This is a genomic window from Paenibacillus sp. BK720, assembly GCF_011761545.1.
In the GTDB taxonomy this organism is placed as follows: Bacteria; Bacillota; Bacilli; order Paenibacillales; family Paenibacillaceae; genus Pristimantibacillus.
Map to the genome: position 1 here is coordinate 257,632 of NZ_JAASRQ010000005.1, position 17,433 is coordinate 275,064.

16 protein-coding genes and 1 pseudogene are annotated in these 17,433 nt (G+C 54.2%); 15 read left to right on the top strand and 2 right to left on the bottom strand.

What is annotated here, in order from left to right:
* Positions 1–21 precede the first annotated feature (21 nt).
* Positions 22–708 carry a TetR/AcrR family transcriptional regulator gene (locus tag FHT67_RS20105; protein WP_132311823.1) on the bottom strand — a complete coding sequence of 229 codons (687 nt, stop codon included), beginning with the start codon at positions 706–708 and terminating at the stop codon, positions 22–24.
* Between the two features lie 179 nt (positions 709–887).
* Between FHT67_RS20105 and FHT67_RS20110 the strand changes: the two genes are divergently transcribed.
* The 15 genes and pseudogenes from FHT67_RS20110 (at position 888) to FHT67_RS20185 (ending at position 16,532) form a co-directional block, all read left to right on the top strand.
* A complete protein-coding gene (locus tag FHT67_RS20110; protein WP_167201010.1) occupies positions 888–2,339 on the top strand; it encodes an MDR family MFS transporter in 1,452 nt (483 codons plus the stop codon).
* Between the two features lie 219 nt (positions 2,340–2,558).
* Entirely contained in the window at positions 2,559–3,356 is a 798-nt protein-coding gene (locus FHT67_RS20115; protein WP_167201012.1) for an ABC transporter permease, read from the top strand.
* A gap of 18 nt (positions 3,357–3,374) precedes the next feature.
* A complete protein-coding gene (locus FHT67_RS20120; RefSeq protein WP_167201014.1) occupies positions 3,375–4,265 on the top strand; it encodes an ABC transporter permease in 891 nt (296 codons plus the stop codon).
* A gap of 95 nt (positions 4,266–4,360) precedes the next feature.
* Complete coding sequence (locus FHT67_RS20125; RefSeq protein ID WP_167201016.1) at positions 4,361–5,977, top strand: FAD-dependent oxidoreductase; 1,617 nt, start codon at positions 4,361–4,363, stop codon at positions 5,975–5,977.
* Positions 5,974–6,306, top strand: a complete 333-nt coding sequence (locus FHT67_RS20130; RefSeq protein WP_132311832.1) for a 4Fe-4S dicluster domain-containing protein — start codon at positions 5,974–5,976, stop codon at positions 6,304–6,306. The genes FHT67_RS20125 and FHT67_RS20130 overlap by 4 nt, the downstream gene beginning before the upstream one ends.
* A gap of 44 nt (positions 6,307–6,350) precedes the next feature.
* The gene (locus tag FHT67_RS20135; RefSeq protein WP_167201018.1) at positions 6,351–7,424 is read left to right on the top strand and encodes an ABC transporter substrate-binding protein; all 1,074 of its coding nucleotides are present in this window, start codon (positions 6,351–6,353) and stop codon (positions 7,422–7,424) included.
* 29 nt (positions 7,425–7,453) lie between these two features.
* Positions 7,454–8,251, top strand: coding sequence for an alpha/beta hydrolase family protein (locus tag FHT67_RS20140; protein WP_167201020.1), 798 nt, complete (start codon positions 7,454–7,456; stop codon positions 8,249–8,251).
* Positions 8,248–9,879, top strand: coding sequence for an FAD-dependent oxidoreductase (locus tag FHT67_RS20145; RefSeq protein WP_167201022.1), 1,632 nt, complete (start codon positions 8,248–8,250; stop codon positions 9,877–9,879). The genes FHT67_RS20140 and FHT67_RS20145 overlap by 4 nt, the downstream gene beginning before the upstream one ends.
* Positions 9,876–10,271: a 4Fe-4S dicluster domain-containing protein gene (locus FHT67_RS20150; RefSeq protein WP_167201024.1), complete on the top strand. Its 396-nt coding sequence runs from the start codon at positions 9,876–9,878 to the stop codon at positions 10,269–10,271. The genes FHT67_RS20145 and FHT67_RS20150 overlap by 4 nt, the downstream gene beginning before the upstream one ends.
* 302 nt (positions 10,272–10,573) lie before the next feature.
* Positions 10,574–10,750 (top strand): annotated as a pseudogene (locus tag FHT67_RS30130) (hemin ABC transporter ATP-binding protein); the annotation flags it as partial.
* 150 nt (positions 10,751–10,900) lie between these two features.
* Positions 10,901–11,440, top strand: a complete 540-nt coding sequence (locus FHT67_RS20165; RefSeq protein WP_167201026.1) for a hypothetical protein — start codon at positions 10,901–10,903, stop codon at positions 11,438–11,440.
* Positions 11,441–11,582: 142 nt separating this feature from the next.
* Entirely contained in the window at positions 11,583–12,605 is a 1,023-nt protein-coding gene (locus tag FHT67_RS20170; protein ID WP_167201028.1) for a LacI family DNA-binding transcriptional regulator, read from the top strand.
* A 33-nt stretch (positions 12,606–12,638) separates the two neighbouring features.
* Positions 12,639–14,831: an alpha-galactosidase gene (locus tag FHT67_RS20175; RefSeq protein ID WP_167201030.1), complete on the top strand. Its 2,193-nt coding sequence runs from the start codon at positions 12,639–12,641 to the stop codon at positions 14,829–14,831.
* Positions 14,832–14,980: 149 nt separating this feature from the next.
* Positions 14,981–15,592, top strand: a complete 612-nt coding sequence (locus FHT67_RS20180; RefSeq protein ID WP_167201032.1) for a hypothetical protein — start codon at positions 14,981–14,983, stop codon at positions 15,590–15,592.
* A 262-nt stretch (positions 15,593–15,854) separates the two neighbouring features.
* Positions 15,855–16,532 (top strand): VOC family protein, encoded by a 678-nt coding sequence (locus tag FHT67_RS20185; RefSeq protein WP_167201034.1) that lies wholly within the window; start codon positions 15,855–15,857, stop codon positions 16,530–16,532.
* Between the two features lie 45 nt (positions 16,533–16,577).
* On the opposite strand, the gene FHT67_RS20190 is transcribed toward FHT67_RS20185, so the two are convergent.
* The gene (locus FHT67_RS20190; RefSeq protein WP_132313524.1) at positions 16,578–17,426 is read right to left on the bottom strand and encodes a helix-turn-helix domain-containing protein; all 849 of its coding nucleotides are present in this window, start codon (positions 17,424–17,426) and stop codon (positions 16,578–16,580) included.
* Between the last annotated feature and the right edge of the window lie 7 nt (positions 17,427–17,433).

The following is a 17,433-nucleotide window of genomic DNA, read 5'->3' on the forward strand; positions in this document are numbered from 1 at the left end:
CTGGAAGAGGCTGCCCTTTGCTTAAGAAACACCAAACGTAATTTTGCGAACGAGGGAGTCCACCTTCTCGGACATCGCTTCATCGTTAATTTGGGCAAGCGCGTCAGGCTTGAACAGCTGCTGCTTCTTGATCTGGTAGTAATCCCAGATGGCGCCCCGCAGCGTAAGGTTGTGTCTCATCAAATAATGCGGGTCGAGCAGCTTCTGGAACATAAGCTCGTCTTGCAATATGATGAGCATCGCATTCAAATCGTTCATATACCCTTCGGCCATTCCCCGCTCATAGAACGCACGAAGCCTGCCATTGCGGTCACTGATCGCAACTTCGATCGAAGCCAGTAATTCCGGATAGATTTCGCGCAAATCCCGGAAAAAGGGCTCCGTGCCGTAGTTCGCAATAATCAGCGTCTGCGAGAAGGTCGACCGAAAGCCTTTGATATAAGCCTCGCGGCTGCCTTCCATTAGCTGGGCCTCATCGCAAACCACATATTTGATATAAAGGGCTGTCAGCCGCTCAATGATCTCGTCCCGGGAAGGAAAGTATTTATATAATGTCGCTTTGGACAGATCCATCGCTTTGGCGATGTCGTCCATGCGAAGTCCCTGAAAGCCGTTTGACTTTATGGGATGCAACAGCTTGGCGACATATTTGTTTTTCGTCGTTTCGTCGGTATATCGGCAGCTTTGCGGTTCACCCGTTGTATCCATAAAGTATTCAACCTCTCTTCCTATGTAAGAGTATACACGATTTTGTCGGATAAAGAAATGAACCAATTAACCGAACTAAACTAATTTTGTGTAAATGAGTTTACTTTGACTACATTTTGCAGTATGATCATTTCTACAGTAGGCCATTCGGCCAAAAGAGATAGGAGAAGAGAAAACCTATGAGTACATCATCCAGCCAGAATATTCGGTTCTGGCCGATTATGATTGCCATATTTTTTGGCGCCTTCCTGAGCATTCTCGGGATCAGCACCATTAATGTCGCGCTTACGATCTTTATGCAGGATTTCCACTCGGACCTGAGCACGGTGCAGTGGACTTTAACGGGCTTTATGCTCTCCTTGGGGACGATAGCGCCGTTGTCGGGTTATTTGGGAGATAAATTCGGCTACAAGAACGTTTATTTGTATGCCATGATCGGCTTTGTTATTTTCTCCTTGTTATGCGGCTTTTCCTGGAATGCCGGTTCGCTGATTGCTTTCCGCATTATCCAGGGCATCTTTACGGGCCTTGTTATGCCCGCGACCATGACCATTATTTTTCAGATCATACCGAAGGATAGACAGCCGTTTGCCGTGAGTATCTGGGGCTTGTCCGGCATGCTCGCTCCGGCGTTTGGCCCTACGCTTAGCGGCTGGCTGATTCAGCAGTTCGACTGGCGCTGGATTTTCTTTATGAACGTGCCTATCGGCATTATCGCGATCTGGTTTATTATCTCGATGATTCCGGACGTGAGAGTCGGAACGGCTAAGGTTCTGGATAAGCTTGGCCTGACTACCGTTGTGCTTAGCAGCGTAGCGCTGCTGCTTGCCCTGAGCGAAGGGCGGCAATGGGGCTGGGATTCCGCGAAAGTGCTAGGCCTGTTTGGTTTTGGAGTGGTCATGCTGGTCCTCTTTATCTGGCATGAGCTTAGAACGCGGAACCCATTGCTTAATCTGAGAGTGTTCGGCAACTATCGCTTCTCGATTACGCTGGTAGCCAACACGATCATTACGATCAGCCTGTATTCGGGCACCTTGCTTGTTCCGTTATTCCTGCAAAACGTGCAGCAAATCACGCCGATGGACACGGGGCTTATTCTGCTTCCATCGTCTCTTGTCATGGCGCTGGCTATGCCGATCGCCGGCAAGCTGTATCCGCGCGTTGGCGCCAAATGGATGACGATCGGCGGGCTTGCGCTTATTATTTTCGGCAGCTACGAGATGACTCATCTCCATACGGACAGCTCGCATTTCTACGTCATTTTCTGGATGGCGGTCCGTAACCTTGGGGTATCGTTTGCCGCTGCGGCAACAAGCACGGCCGGCATGGAGGAAATTCCGCCGCAAATGGTGGGGCATGCCTCCTCGGTCACCAACTGGGTACGCAACGTGGGCGGCTCCTTTGCAATCGCCTTGTTCACCTCGCTGCTGGCTTCCCATACGATTACGCATGTGGCGGATCTGACGCAAGCCGGCACGGAGAACGCCAAGATTATTCCGCTGTTCGCCTTTACGCTTAGCGTCAATGACGTCTTTACGATTGCGACTTATATCGCGGTTATCGCGATTCCGTTCACCCTTATCATCCGCAAACAAGCGAAACGCTCCAAAAACGCTGCAGCTGCAGCTTAATGAAAAAGCATCATGGCCCTTAAGGCTGTGATGCTTTTTTAGCATTTGAGTAATTTTTCGCAATGTATTGACACTGTAAAATCCCCATGCTACTCTTATACCACAGTTAATCAATAGGAATTAAAGAATTTAATAAAACGTCTACCGTTCTAACGGAGGCATTCTCTTATGCGATATGAGGATGCCTCTTTTTTATTTTCGAGGAAAGTGGTGATCAAGATGAGCAGTCACGCCGCGGCAGCAGGGAAGACGCCGGGCAAGCTGACGCTAACCGGGCTTGCGCTTGTATTCCCGGTAACGCTGCTGGTTTTATGGCAGGTGCTTGGGCATTACGGTTATATTTCGGAGCTGCTGTTCCCAACCCCTTATGCGATTGCGGAAGCCGGCATTTCCTTGGCATCGTCAGGCGATCTATGGTCGAATATCCAGATTAGCGTGACAAGGGCTTTGCTGGGATTTGCGCTGGGCGGCTCGCTGGGCTTGCTGTTTGGCATTGCGGTTGGCTTGTTCCGACGGACGGAAAAGCTGCTTGATCCCACGATCCAGATGATCCGGATGATCCCAAGCCTTGCCGTTGTGCCGTTGTTTATTTTATGGTTCGGCATCGGCGAGGAGTCGAAAGTGCTGCTCATTGCCAAAAGCGCCTTTTTCCCGCTGTACATCAACACGTTCCTCGGCATCCGCAATGTGGACAATAAGCTGTTTGAAGTAGCAAAAGTGCTTGGCTTCAGCCGTATGAAGCAGATCACAAGGCTGATCCTGCCGGCCGCTCTGCCTAATATTATTTTGGGCGCACGCTTGTCGATCGGATTATCCTGGCTTGGCCTGGTTGTGGCGGAGCTGATTGCTTCAACCTCCGGGATCGGTTATATGATGTCGGATGCCCGTCAGTTTGCGGATACGCCGGTGGTCTTCGTAGGCATCTTTATCTTCGCCGTTCTTGGGCTGCTTACCGACACGCTGCTCGCCTTGATCGAGCGCCGGCTGCTTAGATGGAAGGACCGTTACAACGGCTAAAAGGGAGGCAAGGATATCATGAGCAATTCACTGGAAGCGGTGGTTTCTCCTCAGGCCGCACCGGAAGCGGGGTTAGCCGGAGGGGAGAGAGCCGCGGGCAAAGGGGCAGCAAAGCGCAAGCGGCGGTGGTCATCCAAGCTTGCGGCAGCCATCCTGAAAGACATCGCAATAGGGGCGGCGATACCGGCCGTGCTTCTTGTTTTGTGGCAGATCGCCGCTTCGGCCGGGTATATCTCGCCTATGTTTATGCCATCGCCGGCCTCGATTCTTCGGGCGTTCGGGACGCTGGCCACCTCGGAAAATCTTCTTCACCATCTGCTCGTCAGCATGGGGCGGGCCGGTCTAGGCTTCTTGATCGGAGGGACGGCGGGACTTCTGTTCGGATTGCTGACAGGGCTGTTCCGGAAAGTCCAGTACCTGCTTGATCCAAGCATTCAAGTATTGCGGCTTATTCCGCATCTCGCCATTGCTCCGCTTATTATCCTGTGGTTCGGTTTCGGGGAAACGTCCAAAATCGCGATTATCGTATCCGGCTCGTTTTTCCCGCTGTACATCAACACGTTCCTCGGCATCCGCAATGTGGACAATAGACTGTTCGAAGTGTCGCGCATCCTGGGCTTCAGTCCGCCCAAGCGGCTGACCCGGCTGGTCCTTCCGGCTGCGCTACCCGATATTCTGATCGGGGTGCGGATCTCGCTTGCCGTATCGTGGATTGGGCTTGTCGTAGCCGAGCTGATCGGCTCCAGGTCCGGCATTGGCTTTCTTATCAATGAGGCCAAACAGAACTCGGACACTTCCGTTATATTCGTCGGCATTATTATATTCGCGGTAATCGGCAAGCTCATTGATTCCGTCATGAAGAGCGTTGAGATTCGCTGGCTGAACTGGCGCGACGGCTATAAGGGCTAATGCCGGAATGGCATTCCCGGTTGCTCTCGCCGGAGCAGCTATTTCACTGGGGAATAGTCGAAATATTCAATTAATTATTCGAGGGGGAAAAAGAAATGTCGATATTATTGCCAAACGGTGCTATTCAGTTGCAAGCGGATGTACTTGTCATCGGAGGCGGACCCGCGGGAACATGGGCGGCCATTACGGCGGCTTCGCAAGGCGCGAAGGTTATTCTGGCAGACAAAGGCTATTGCGGCTCAAGCGGGGCGACGGCTCCTTCGGGCACCGGCGTCTGGTACGTGAAGCCGGAGGATCGGCTGCGCGAGGAGGCGAAAGCCAGCCGTTACGAAATGGGCGGCCGGCTTGCCGAGCACCGCTGGATGGACCGGGTGCTTGACAGGACTTACGAGAACATGAACAGGCTTGGCCATGCCGGATATCCTTTTCCGAAGGATGATGACGGCGAGCTTCACAAGCGGGGACTTCAAGGCCCCGAATATATGCGCCTGATGCGCAAGCTGGTGAAGAAGGCGGGCGTCAAAATTCTGGATCATAGTCCCGCCCTGGAGCTGCTTGTGGATGAACACGGCGTTGGCGGCGCGTCCGGCGTACAGACGCAGACGGGCGATGCCTGGACCGTGCATGCCGGAGCCGTTGTGATCGCAACCGGCGGGTGCGCGTTCTTAAGCAAGGCGCTTGGCTGCAACGTGCTGACCGGTGACGGTTATTTGCTTGCGGCGGAGACGGGCGCTCAGCTGTCGGGCATGGAGTTCTCGAACGCTTACGCGATTAGTCCGACCTTCTCGTCGGTGACGAAAACGGCCTATTACTCCTATGCTTCCTTCTACTATGAGGACGGAACGCCGGTAGAGGGAGCAGGCTCGAAACGCGGCCGCTCCATTATTGCCCGCAAACTGCTGGAAGGACGCCAGGTGTACGCGAAGCTGGATCTTGCTCCGGAGGAGATTAAGCCGCTGCTGCGGGTGAACCAGACGAACTTCTTCCTGCCGTTTGATCGCCGCGGAATTGATCCTTTTACCGATTTATTCCCGGTAACGCTGAGGCTGGAAGGGACCGTCCGCGGAACAGGCGGTATCCGCATTACCGACGAGACCTGCGCCACTTCCGTGCCAGGCCTCTACGCAGCGGGCGACGCGGCAACGCGCGAGCTGATCTGCGGCGGTTTTACCGGCGGCGGCAGCCATAACGCGGCATGGGCGATGTCATCCGGTTCTTTTGCCGGAGAAGGCGCGGCTGCATATGCGAAAAAAATCGGCGGGCATGCGGCGGGCCGCAAACTGCAAAGTGCTTCTGCTTCCGTTATTACGAGCACAGCCGCGGCGTCTTCTTCCAAGACGGAGGAGATTGTCCGCGCCGTGCAGGAGGAGGTAGCACCTTACGACCGCAATTTGTTCCGGACGCAGCAAGGGCTGAAGGGCTCGCTGCAGCGGCTTGACGGGCTGTGGAAGGAGCAGCGGAATCAGGCGGTGGAGCGTTCGGCAGGCGGGGTGAAAGCGCGCGAAGCGCAGGCGATGACCGCAACCGCAAGATGGATGTACAATTCCGCGCTTGCCCGGACGGAGACCCGAGGCATGCATAAGCGCGAAGACTTCCCTGCGCAGGATGCGGGCCAGCATTACCGGCTCATCAGCGGCGGATTGGATCAAGTGTGGGTGAAGCCGGAAGCCGTTAACGAAGCGAAGTCCGAGAAGGAGGTTATTGCGCCATGATTGAGGTTGTCAGCGAGAGCCGGTGCGTGTCCTGCAATCAATGCGTTTCGGTATGCCCGACGAACGTATTCGACCGGGGCGATGACGGGATTCCCGTCATCGCCAGGCAGGACGAATGCCAGACCTGCTTCATGTGCGAGCTGTACTGTCCGGTTGACGCGTTATACGTTGCGCCGGATTCGGAGCAGATTATCGGTATTACCGAGCGGGAAGCGGAGCAGCAGGGGCTGCTTGGCGGATACCGGGAGAAGGTCGGCTGGGGCAAAGGCAGAACGCCGGTCGCTTCGCATGACTACATGTACCAGTTGTCCAAGTTCGCTAAATTTTAGGGAATAAACCATCATACTTAACTACTGAGAGGGGTCTGTTTTATATGAGCAGAGAAAAACAAAGAGGATTACGCGGCCCGGTTAGACTAGCTCTGATCGCGGTGCTGATTATGGCAACGGCATGGCTGCAGGCTTGCGGAGCGAACAATAGCTCGAACGGGAATGCAAAGGATAGCGCAAACGCCGGCGCCAGCGCATCGACGGGAACGGCGACGGCAGACGCCGCCGACGAGAACAGCAAAGCGCCGGCCGCTCTCAACTACGGCTACATCGGAAGCAACGATAAGAATTTGCCCGGCGGAGCGGAAGGCTGGGGCTTCTATAAAGGCATCATTCAAGCGGAGCTGAAAAAATACGGCATCGAGGAAGTGAAGCTGACGGGCTTCCCGAACGGTCCGGACCAGACCGAATCGCTGATCAGCGGACGGCTGGATTTTGGCGGCTTGGGCGATACCCCCGCCATTATTGCGGCTGCTTCCGGGGCCAAGACGAGACTAATCAATCAAACGACGATCACCAACATCGGTTACCTGATCTCGGGGCCAAACGGTCCAAAGACGGTAGAAGAACTGAAGGGCAAGACGATTGCGATTCAAAAAGGCTCCTACATGCACCGTTACGTTGTGGGTCTGCTGAAGCAAGCCGGCGTGACGGACTACAAGCTTGTCCATATGCTTATTCCCGACGCGCAAGCCGCTCTGGCTAAAGGCGATATCGACGCGATGACCAACACGGGTTATACCGCGCAGAAGCTGCTTGGCCAAGGGTATACGCTGATTGACGATTCCACCAGGCATCCGGAGCTGCATGGCACGGGCGTGACGGTTGTATCGGAAAGCTATTTGAAGAAATTTCCGGACTTCCCTAAGGTGTGGAATGAAGCCCGACTAAAAGCGTTGGACGATTTAAAACAGCATGAAGACGAGTATTACCAGTTTATCGCCGATCTCAATAAAACGACCGTAGATCTGGCGAAGAAGGTAAGCCCAATCAGCGATATTACGGTCGAGCCGTTCCCGGCTGACGGCATTACCCGGATTACGGGCACGAAGGACTTCCTTGTGGAGGAAGGGCTGGCGAAGAAGGATTACAAGATCGAGGATTGGGAAGCGAAGTAACCGATAGATCGGATAGGAGAGGAATCGTTATGGGAAAAGATACGCTGACCGTCCAGTCCTTCACGTTGTATTCCAGTAAGGGCATCCGTTTGCAGGGCGAAGTGAAAACCTTGGATGACGGCAAGCCGCATCCGGTTATTATCGTAAGTCATGGCTTTAGAGGTTATAAGGACTGGGCATTCTGGCCCGATGTGACGAGCCGTTTGGCTGAAGAGGGCTTTTATGCAATCAGCTACAACTTCTCGCGTATAGCGGCTAGAGAAGACGGCTTGGAGGAAGCGTCGATTGCGGCGGCATCCACCTTCTCTCAGGAGCTTGACGATTTGCAGACGGTGCTTCAAGCTGCGGCGGACGGCGCTTTGCCGCAGCCTCATGCAGCAGACCGGACAAAGATCGGGCTGCTTGGCCACAGCAGAGCCGGCGGCAGCAGCATCCTGACGGCAAGCGAGAAGCCGGAGCAAATAGCCGCACTGGCGGTATGGAATGGAGGGCCTCCTCCATCCCGCCACCTGCCGGCCGGCGAAACGGTCAGCCTGCTGGATCTAACGGTCCAGGAGGATTGGCAGAGGAATGAAGCGCGCTTCAACATTCGCGAAGCTTTTGCCGGGCTGCAGCTTCCTGCCTTGATTGTGCAGGGAGACCTGGATCGCGAGCCGCTGCTGGAACAACTGCGCTATTTTCGGGAAGAAGCTCCGCATCAGCAATATGTGCTGGTGCAAGGAGCGGACCATACCTTTAATACGGTGCATCCGTACAGAGGGGCTAACGCACAGCTGCAGACGGCGCTGCAGGCGACGATCAGCTTTTTTGCGGAGAAGCTGAAATGAGTCGAGCAGCAGAGCGGCGGCTGACCGCGGACGTGCTTGTTATTGGCGGCGGCCCTGCCGGAGCTTGGGCGGCATGGAACGCGGCCACTAACGGCGCCAAAGTCGTCTTGGCGGATAAGGGCTACCTGGGCAGCAGCGGGGCGACGGCGCCGGGCGGAACGAATCTGCTGTATTTGCCGCCCGATGAAGAAATGAGAAAACATGCCGTGGAAGAGCGAATGAAGCAGGGTGGGTATTTGGCCGAGCCGGCATGGATTCACCGGGTGCTTGACCAGGTGTATGCCAATATGGAGCTGATCGAGCAGTGGGGCTATCCGTTCGTCCGCGACGAGAACGGGACTCCGATGCGCGATCATCTGCACGGTCCCGAATATATGTCGATTATGCGAAAGGTCGTGAAGCGTGCCGGTGTCAAAGTGCTTGATCAGTCGCCGGCTCTTGAGCTGCTGGTTGACGAGTTTGGCGTAGGCGGCGCCCGCGGCGTATCCCGGCAGGATAACCAGACCTGGGAGGTGCGCGCGAATGCCGTTGTTATCGCAACGGGCGGCTGCGCTTTCCTGAGCAACGGACTCGGCTGCAATGTATTGACCGGAGACGGTTATTTAATGGCCGGCGAGCTTGGCGTAGAGCTGTCGGGCATGGAATTTACCCGCAAGTATGCTCCGTCTCCGGCTTTTGGATCCAACACCCGCTCCAGACTGCTGGGCTGGGCCACTTATTACGATCATGCCGGCCAAGAGATTGTTGCGGGGCGGCAGGGAGATTTTCTGGCGGAGGCTCTGCTTCAGGGACCCGTGTATGCCATTATGAACAAGGCGGACACCCCGGAGAAGCAGGCCTTCTTACGAAAATCCCATGCGATTTTCTTCCTGCCGTATGACCGGGCGGGGATTGACGTGTTTACCGAGCCTTTCCCGCTGACGCTGCGTTATGAAGGGACGGTAAGGGGCACCGGAGGCATCCGGATTGCCCGCGATGATTGCAGCACAACGGTAGGAGGATTGTACGCCGCAGGGGATGCGGCAACACGCGAACGTATTACCGGTTCGGCGTCCGGCGGAGGCGCCTTTAACGCATCGTGGGCGATCTGCTCGGGAACCTGGGCGGGCAAAGGCGCAGCCGCTTATGCCCTGTCTCACCGGAGCAGCGCGGCGGAACGCGATCTGAAGCCGGCCGGGCGTTACGGGCTTGGCACAGCCCCCGCCTCTTCCGTTGTATCCTCGCAGGAGCTGATCAAGGATATTCAGCGTCAGGTTCTTCCGCTGAACATTAATTATTTCCGCACGGAACGGGGGCTGAAGCTCGCTTTGCGTCAGTTGGATGAGGTATGGAAGCGGGTGAATGATCAAGCGCCGCAAACGATGCTGGAACAGGTGAGAGCCCGCGAGACCGCTGCGATGGCGGCAACCGCGCGCTGGATGTATACGGCGGCGTTGTCGCGGAAGGAATCCCGGAGCGGCGGTCTGCATGTGCTGGCGGAATATCCGGGTCAGGACGAAGAGCAGCGGCACCGGCTGCTTGTTTCAGGATTAGAAGAGATTCTGGTTCGTACGGAGAAGGTGCCGAAATCCGGCGGCGTTGAAGCATCCGGGGCAGTTGCTGCTTCCGAGGAGGTGCAGGCACGATGATCGAGCTAGTTAGCGAGGAACGGTGCATATCCTGCAGCATCTGCGTTAAGGTATGCCCGACCAATGTATTCGATAAAGGGGATGACGGTATCCCCGTCATAGCGCGGCAAAGCGACTGCCAGACCTGCTTCATCTGCGAGGTGTATTGTCCGGCGGACGCGCTGTATGTCTCGCCATACGCCGAGCAGACGGTGGAGGTGAACGAGCAGGAGCTGGCCGAGCAAGGCGTGCTCGGCAGCTGGCGGGCTATTATCGGCTGGGGGCCGGGACGCACGAAGATTGCGGCTATTGATACAACGCCGTTTATCGACCGGATCCTGCCTCCCCGCACTCTCCGTCCGCAAGGCGTATCGGAGGTCGCTTCGGGGCGGGAGCCAAACGAACGGAAATAGAAAGAATAGAGCAAGTCCCAGGGTAGCTTTGATGCCTTGGGACTTGTTTTTTTGCTCGGGGCGGTTAAAGCCTGGTCCTGTTTGTGTTTGCCCGGTAATGTGCTATGCTATCAACGAAAAATACTGGGAATGCAACAGGAGGTTGTTAGGATGTATCATTTGCTCCTGGCTGACGACGATCCGAATATTAGAGCGCTTGTCCGTTTCGTCATGACCCGCGAAGGCTATCAGGTGCATGAAGCGCAGGATGGGGCCGAGGCGGTAGAGGTCATGCAGCGGGAGCCGGTAAACCTGGCTGTTATGCGGACGAACCAACGGCAAGCCTTGACGCAGGCCGGGGAAGGGATGTCGTGCGCATGCTCGCGGGCGAGGCTAAGGAGCAAGGCAAAGCCGCCATCATGGTTACTCACGATGAACGGGTTCTTCCGTTATGCGACCGGGTTTTGTATCTGGAGGACGGGCGTTTGGCGAAGCGTTAGTTCGGTTGTTCCTCCGTTGCGCCGACCTGGCGTGAGCTGCGGTGGAGTTCATCCATTGGGCACTGCCATGCGATTATTTGAATCGTTTCCGCTATTGCGCTCGTTCTATTTCATATGGTAATTTCTGAGAATGGAAAGGGCGTGGCGTTAATGCTAAGCAAAGGATTGAAAATAACCGGTATTGTACTATTTATTGTATTGGCACTAGCTGGTTTAATCGTATGGAAATACGACTTTCCGAAGAAGATAAATCGATCTTATCCTGCAGTCGAGTTTAGGCCGGGGAATCCGTCGACGGTTGATAAAACGACAGTTACGGTAAAAGGAACTTTGCACCGGAAGCTGTTCCGAAATCAACAATTCACCGGAAGTATAAAGGTTGCGAAGTATAAGCTGACGACGGCACGAATGTTCCCGGTAACTTTTAATAAGGATATTAAAGAGGGCTGGGGCTCTGTCACCTATTTTAATGAGCAATACAGAGCGACAGGCGCAATAAGCACGGGAACTTTGATCGGATTTACTAGCGTATGGAAAAAGGTTGAATTTGAGAGTGTAAAGCTGTTATTGTTTGAACCGGTTGGAACAGGACAAGGCCAAGGCAAAGACCTCCAAATCCTGGCTCCGGCCACCGATTACAATAGCGCGCTTGCCCTTTCCGAGCAGTATAAAGAGCGGGGGCAGTATTAGTCCCATGAAAAAATAGAGCGAAGCATGCGATTGCCGCTAGGGCAGCCCGCAAGCTTCGCTCTTGTTTGTTTCGCGGCTATTTGCTACAATATTTATTGTAGTTTAGTAAATTTATTAACTAAATTTTATGAATGAGGCATTTATGGCTACAATCAAACAAATTGCAAGCGAAGCGGGCGTCTCGCCTGCGACGGTATCGCGGGTGCTGAATAACGATTTGTCGCTGAGTGTCAGCGAAGAGACGCGCAGCCGCATCTTTAGTATTGCCGAACAGCTGCAATATAAGCCGGCGCGCCTCAAGCGAATGAAACAGGATCAGCTGCTCTCCACGATAAAGGTTGGTCTCGTTATGTGGTCGACGCTTGAAGACGAGCATAGCGATCCGTACTTTGGCGCCATCCGGCGCGGCATTGAAACCCGCTGCGAGGAGCTTGGCATCGGAATCGACAAGGTTATCCGCGGTGTTCTGAAGTCCGAAGCATCGCCGCTTTCGGAGCTGGACGGGCTTATCGTGGTGGGATCCGTTGACGAACAAGAGATTCACCGGCTGTATCCGCGCAAGGACAGAGTAATCTTCGTCAATCACGATCAGACGCCGGATGATTGCGACTCCGTTCAGCTTAACTTTGGTCAAGCGATGAAGGAAGTGCTTCGTCATTTGTACGAGCTGGGGCATACGGAGATTGGTTTCATCGGAGGCAGCTCGAATCCCGACCTGCATGGCGAGGAGGGACAGCACGAGGATCCTCGGACCAGGCTGTTCGCCGAGCTGCAGCAGAAGCGGGGCATTTACAACCCCGAGCTGATGGTTTTGGCGGATTGGTCGTCGAACGGCGGATATGAAGCCATGCTTCGGATGCTGGACGAGGGGCACCGGCCTACGGCTTGCTTTGTTGCCAGCGATCCGATGGCGGTTGGCGCGATTCGCGCCCTTCATGAACGCGGTCTTCGCGTTCCGGAGGATATGGCGGTCATCGGCTTCGACGATATCGAGGTATCCGCCTTCCTTACGCCGCCGCTTACAACCGTGCGCGTCCACACCGAGCTGATGGGCCGGACAGCCGTGCAGCTGCTGCTTGAACGAGTCGAGGGAAGAGAAATCGCCTCGCACATTACGATTAACACGAAGCTCATTGTTCGGGAGAGCAGCGGAACGAACCGGTAATTGATTATTTCTATTATGAGGAGGAACATAACCATGGCCATTATTTACGATCAGGAATCCCGCGTATTTCATCTGCAATCGAAAAACACAAGCTACGCGTTTCAAATTCTGAAGCAGGGCTATCCCGCTCACATTTATTGGGGGAAAAAGGTAAGAGGCCTGCAGCTTAACCGTCTGCTACAGATCAAAGAAAGAGCGTCCTTCAGCCCGAACCCGGACCAGAACCAGCTGGACCTGTCTTTGGATGCGTTGCCGCAGGAGTACCCTTCCTATGGAGCAACCGATTTCCGTTCGCCGGCTTACCAGGTGAAGCTGCCAAACGGCTCGACGATTCTGGAATTGACCTACCACTCCCATGAAATCTACAACGGGAAAAAGAAGCTCGAAGGCCTGCCGGCTGTGTATGTCGAGTCGGATTCGGAAGCGCAGACGCTTGAGCTGACGCTGAAGGATGACCTGACCGGGCTTGCGGCGGTATTGTCCTATACGGTATTCGAGGAGCATGACGCGATTACGCGTTCCGTGAAATTCATGAATAACGGCGAGATGACGCTGGATCTGCAGCGTGCGCTTAGCATGAGCGTCGATTTTGTCCATGACCGCTTCGAAATGCTGCAATTGTCCGGCGCGTGGGCGCGCGAGCGTTACGTGCACAAGCGGAAGCTTGAGCCAGGCATGCAATCCGTCGAGAGCCGCCGCGGTTCCTCCAGCCATATGCAAAATCCGTTCCTCGCTCTGCTAAGCGAAGGCGCAACCGAGGATCATGGCGATGTTTACGGCGTTAACCTGGTATACAGCGGCAGCTTTATCGCGGGCGTTGAGGTAGATCAATACCATTCGTCGCGTTTGTTTATCGGCATTAATCCATTCGACTTCAACTGGAAGCTGGAAGCCGGAGCGCAGTTCCAAACGCCGGAAGCGGTTATGGTCTTCTCATCCGAAGGACTTGGCGGCATGTCCCGCACTTATCACGAGCTGTATCGCACAAGACTGGTTCGCGGGGAATTCCGCGACAAGACCCGTCCAATCCTCGTTAACAACTGGGAAGCGACGTACTTCAACTTCAACGCGGACAAAATCGAAGCGATCGCTACGGCGGGCAAAGAGCTTGGCATCGAAATGTTTGTACTCGACGATGGCTGGTTCGGCAAACGCAATAACGATACAACGTCGCTTGGCGACTGGTTTGTTGACAAGAACAAGCTGCCGAACGGACTTGAGGATCTGGTTGCCCGGGTAAAACGTCTGGACATGCAGTTTGGCTTGTGGTTCGAGCCCGAGATGATCTCGCCGGAGAGCGAGCTGTACAAGGCGCATCCGGACTGGTGCCTCCATGTGGAAGGCCGCCGCAGATCGCAAGGCCGCAATCAGCTGATTCTCGACTTCTCCCGCCAGGATGTAAGAGACTACATCGTGAAGACGGTATCGGATATTCTGTCGAGCGCGCCAATCACTTACGTGAAATGGGACATGAACCGCAACATGACGGAGATCGGTTCCGCTCTGCTGCCCGCTGACCGTCAGCGCGAGACGGCTCACCGCTACATGCTGGGACTGTACGAAGTGCTCGAGACGATTACTTCTTCGTTCCCGCATATTCTGTTCGAGAGCTGCTCGGGCGGCGGCGGACGTTTCGATCCGGGTATGCTGTACTATATGCCGCAAACCTGGACCAGCGATAACACCGATGCGGTATCCCGCCTGAAGATCCAGTACGGTACAAGCATCGTTTATCCGATCAGCACGATGGGTGCCCATGTATCGGCGATCCCGAACCATCAGGTTGGCCGTAAAGCATCCCTTGAAACCCGCGGCAACGTAGCTTTGTCCGGCAACTTCGGCTATGAGCTGGACCTTACCGTGTTTACGGAAGAAGAGAAGGAAGCCGTGAAGAAGCAGGTTGCCCTGTACAAAGAGGTTCGTCCTCTCGTGCAATTCGGCGATTTCTACCGTCTGCTCAGCCCGTTTGAGGGGAACGAGACGGCTTGGATGTTTGTCTCCAAAGATAAGAGCGAAGCATTTGTCATTTACGTATCCGTCCTTCAAGAGGCCAATCAGAAGCTGGACCGTCTCCGCCTGAAAGGGCTTGATCCGAACTTTGATTATGTACTGGACGGAGAAGAAGGCGCATTTGGCGGCGACGAGCTGATGCATGCCGGCATCCAAGCGCCTCTGTTCCACGGCGATTATTCGAGCAAGGTATTCCGCTTCCGCGCTGTAAAATAAAGCGAAGCAATCCTGGAAGGACGGAGGTCCTTTCAGGATTTTTTATGTTTATAAGAAAGGTTAAATTTTACTGGCAAAGCATATTTATAGGACATTGATCGAGTACAATAAAAGGAAAAGAATAAAAGCCAAAGGAGGTTATGAGGAAGGTGAACATTCGCATACGCGGCTATTCGCTTGAACGGATTTTTACCGTGAAAAGCCTTGCAGCCTTGCTGATCGCTTTTATGCTGACGCCTTTGCTGCTAACGGTACACGCGATGCTCCAGGAGAGGTATTCCCAGGCTGTCATCGAGGATCATCTATTCTCGCGTGATGGTTACCGGATTACGGGGCAGCAGCAGTCGGTGAAGCTGGATTTCCGGATTGATCCGGCCTATATTCCGAAGAAGCAGGGCGATGTGTTCGAGCTGCATAAGCTTATCTATAACCGCAATCATACGAAGATTTACCTGGAGACGGTTGCCTGGTACAACCCGCCTCAGAATTCGGATAATATTTATATCGCGTTGAAGCTTGATCCTACTTATCTATACGGCAAAGGCAGCTTTGTAACCGACGCTATATTTCATGACGATCATTCCTTCAGCAGCGTCCTGTTTATGCCGGATTATTACGCCGATAACGGCGCCAAGCTTCCGATTAATGACGGGAACGGCAGAAACAGCGCTTTTATTCCCGTGGAGCAGCTTGGGGATCTTGATGGCGGGCTAACGCTGAGGTTTGAAGGGTTTAACCTGGTGAAATACGAGCGTGAGTAAGGGAAGGAAGACTATCGCCCAGCGGTGCCTAGCTACGTTGTATGAAAGGCAATATATTTAACCCAATCAGCTAATGAGGTAGAGTTATGTTGAACGTTATGCAGGATATATGCAGCCAAACCGGTAGCAGAAGCGTATTACGGGCAAATATACTGTAAAAAATGCAACGAAGCAGCGGTTTCGGTTCAATTTGGTTGCGTTATACTGCATTTCATACAGTCTGCCAGCAGAACTTGTGAGGAGTATGGAAGGAGAGAGTCGAATGATCATCCAACGGTTAGAGCTGTATACGCATAAAGTACCGGAGCAAAAAAGCTTTTACACCGGGTTGCTGGGCATGCCGTTAATAGAGGAAGCGGAAGACTCCTTCACCGTGCTGGCCGGGCATACGAGATTAACGTTTAAGCAGGCTAATGAAAGCTATGTCTATCATTTTGCTTTTAACATTGAAGAGAACAAGCTGGGGTCGGCGGTTCGCTTTGTGCGTGAACGAACTCAGCCGCTTAGCGACGGGCAGGAAGTGATATTCCGCTTTGAAGCTTGGAATGCCCATGCCTGTTACTTTTATGATGCCGCGGGTAACATCGTGGAATTTATTGCGAGGCATAATCTTGCCAGCCAAGCGGAGGGACCGTTCTCCATCGAGGATGTGACGGGCGTCAGCGAGCTGGGCATGCCGGTAGCGGACGTGCCGACGGCTGTCCGGTATTGCCGGGAGGAGCTGGGTCTTGAGCCATGGCGAGGCAACGGAGCGGATTTTCAGCCCGTTGGCGATGAGCATGGCTTATTTATCGTTGCCTCTCTGGACCGATCCTGGTTCCCGACGCAGACCCAAGCGGAGGCAGCGCCTTTTACGATCACGATAGCGGGCTCGCTAGACCGGAGATCCGTTATTCCGGGCTATCCCTACGAGATCATTCTCTCAAGCTCTGCCGAATAAGGTAAGCCCTGTTCCCGGAACAGGGCTTTTTTATGCCCTTTCCCTTCATTGAAATTGCTTCTTGTATTCGCTTGGCGGAATGCCTACGGTGCTGCGGAAAATTCGGCTGAAGTACAGCGGGTTGTCGTAGCCGACAACCGCCGCGACCTCTTTCACATGAAGCGAAGACTCCGACAGCAGCTTTTTTGCTTCATTTATCCGAATCTCGGTAATATACTTCATCGGCGTCATGCCGGTCACTTCCTTGAACTTGTGAATAAACCGGAATACGCTCAAGGAGCATTCGCCCGCCAGTTCGGATATGCTTAAGGAATCGCTGTATTTTTCATGGATGTAAGCAATCATCTGATTAATGTCGGGATGCCGTCCCTGGGCTCCCGGCTCCTCCGCCGTTTGCAGCCTTCTGCCCAGCAGCGCAAGCATTTCGAGCAGATAAGCGTTAACCATATGGCTGCCGAGAGGCCGGTGGCTATTCAGCTCCTGGATCATTTTTTTAAACAAAGCCGTCACTTCATCCAGGATGCCAACCGTGTGAACGGACTGCTGGAGCAGGCCGAATTGCTGCAGGTAATCATATGCGCTGTAGCCGGTAAAATGAATCCAATACACCTCCGTGCCGTCCTCGGCCTGATAGCTGTAATGCTGCGGCTGACCCGGCGTGTAGACGACCAGGCTGCCGCTTGGCACCTCGATCGTCTCGTTATGGAATCGAAAGCGGCCTTTGCCGCCCGTGATATAGATCAGTTGATAATCTACCCGTCCATGCTCGCGATTGCGCGACAGGCTTCTCGTCTGCAGCCTTTGGTAGCCGCACCAGTTAACGGCCAGAAATTGCTCTGTATCCTCAATACCGCGCTCCTGCCAGCCGTGGGCATCACCGGATATACTGATCACAACGCGT

Coding starts and splice junctions, on each gene's coding strand:
- FHT67_RS20185 (WP_167201034.1), top strand. CDS start 15,855: ATGATCATCCAACGGTTAGAGCTGTATACGCATAAAGTACCGGAGCAA.
- FHT67_RS20135 (WP_167201018.1), top strand. CDS start 6,351: ATGAGCAGAGAAAAACAAAGAGGATTACGCGGCCCGGTTAGACTAGCT.
- FHT67_RS20125 (WP_167201016.1), top strand. CDS start 4,361: ATGTCGATATTATTGCCAAACGGTGCTATTCAGTTGCAAGCGGATGTA.
- FHT67_RS20145 (WP_167201022.1), top strand. CDS start 8,248: ATGAGTCGAGCAGCAGAGCGGCGGCTGACCGCGGACGTGCTTGTTATT.
- FHT67_RS20105 (WP_132311823.1), bottom strand. CDS start 708: ATGGATACAACGGGTGAACCGCAAAGCTGCCGATATACCGACGAAACG.
- FHT67_RS20165 (WP_167201026.1), top strand. CDS start 10,901: ATGCTAAGCAAAGGATTGAAAATAACCGGTATTGTACTATTTATTGTA.
- FHT67_RS20130 (WP_132311832.1), top strand. CDS start 5,974: ATGATTGAGGTTGTCAGCGAGAGCCGGTGCGTGTCCTGCAATCAATGC.
- FHT67_RS20115 (WP_167201012.1), top strand. CDS start 2,559: ATGAGCAGTCACGCCGCGGCAGCAGGGAAGACGCCGGGCAAGCTGACG.
- FHT67_RS20140 (WP_167201020.1), top strand. CDS start 7,454: ATGGGAAAAGATACGCTGACCGTCCAGTCCTTCACGTTGTATTCCAGT.
- FHT67_RS20150 (WP_167201024.1), top strand. CDS start 9,876: ATGATCGAGCTAGTTAGCGAGGAACGGTGCATATCCTGCAGCATCTGC.
- FHT67_RS20110 (WP_167201010.1), top strand. CDS start 888: ATGAGTACATCATCCAGCCAGAATATTCGGTTCTGGCCGATTATGATT.
- FHT67_RS20170 (WP_167201028.1), top strand. CDS start 11,583: ATGGCTACAATCAAACAAATTGCAAGCGAAGCGGGCGTCTCGCCTGCG.
- FHT67_RS20120 (WP_167201014.1), top strand. CDS start 3,375: ATGAGCAATTCACTGGAAGCGGTGGTTTCTCCTCAGGCCGCACCGGAA.
- FHT67_RS20175 (WP_167201030.1), top strand. CDS start 12,639: ATGGCCATTATTTACGATCAGGAATCCCGCGTATTTCATCTGCAATCG.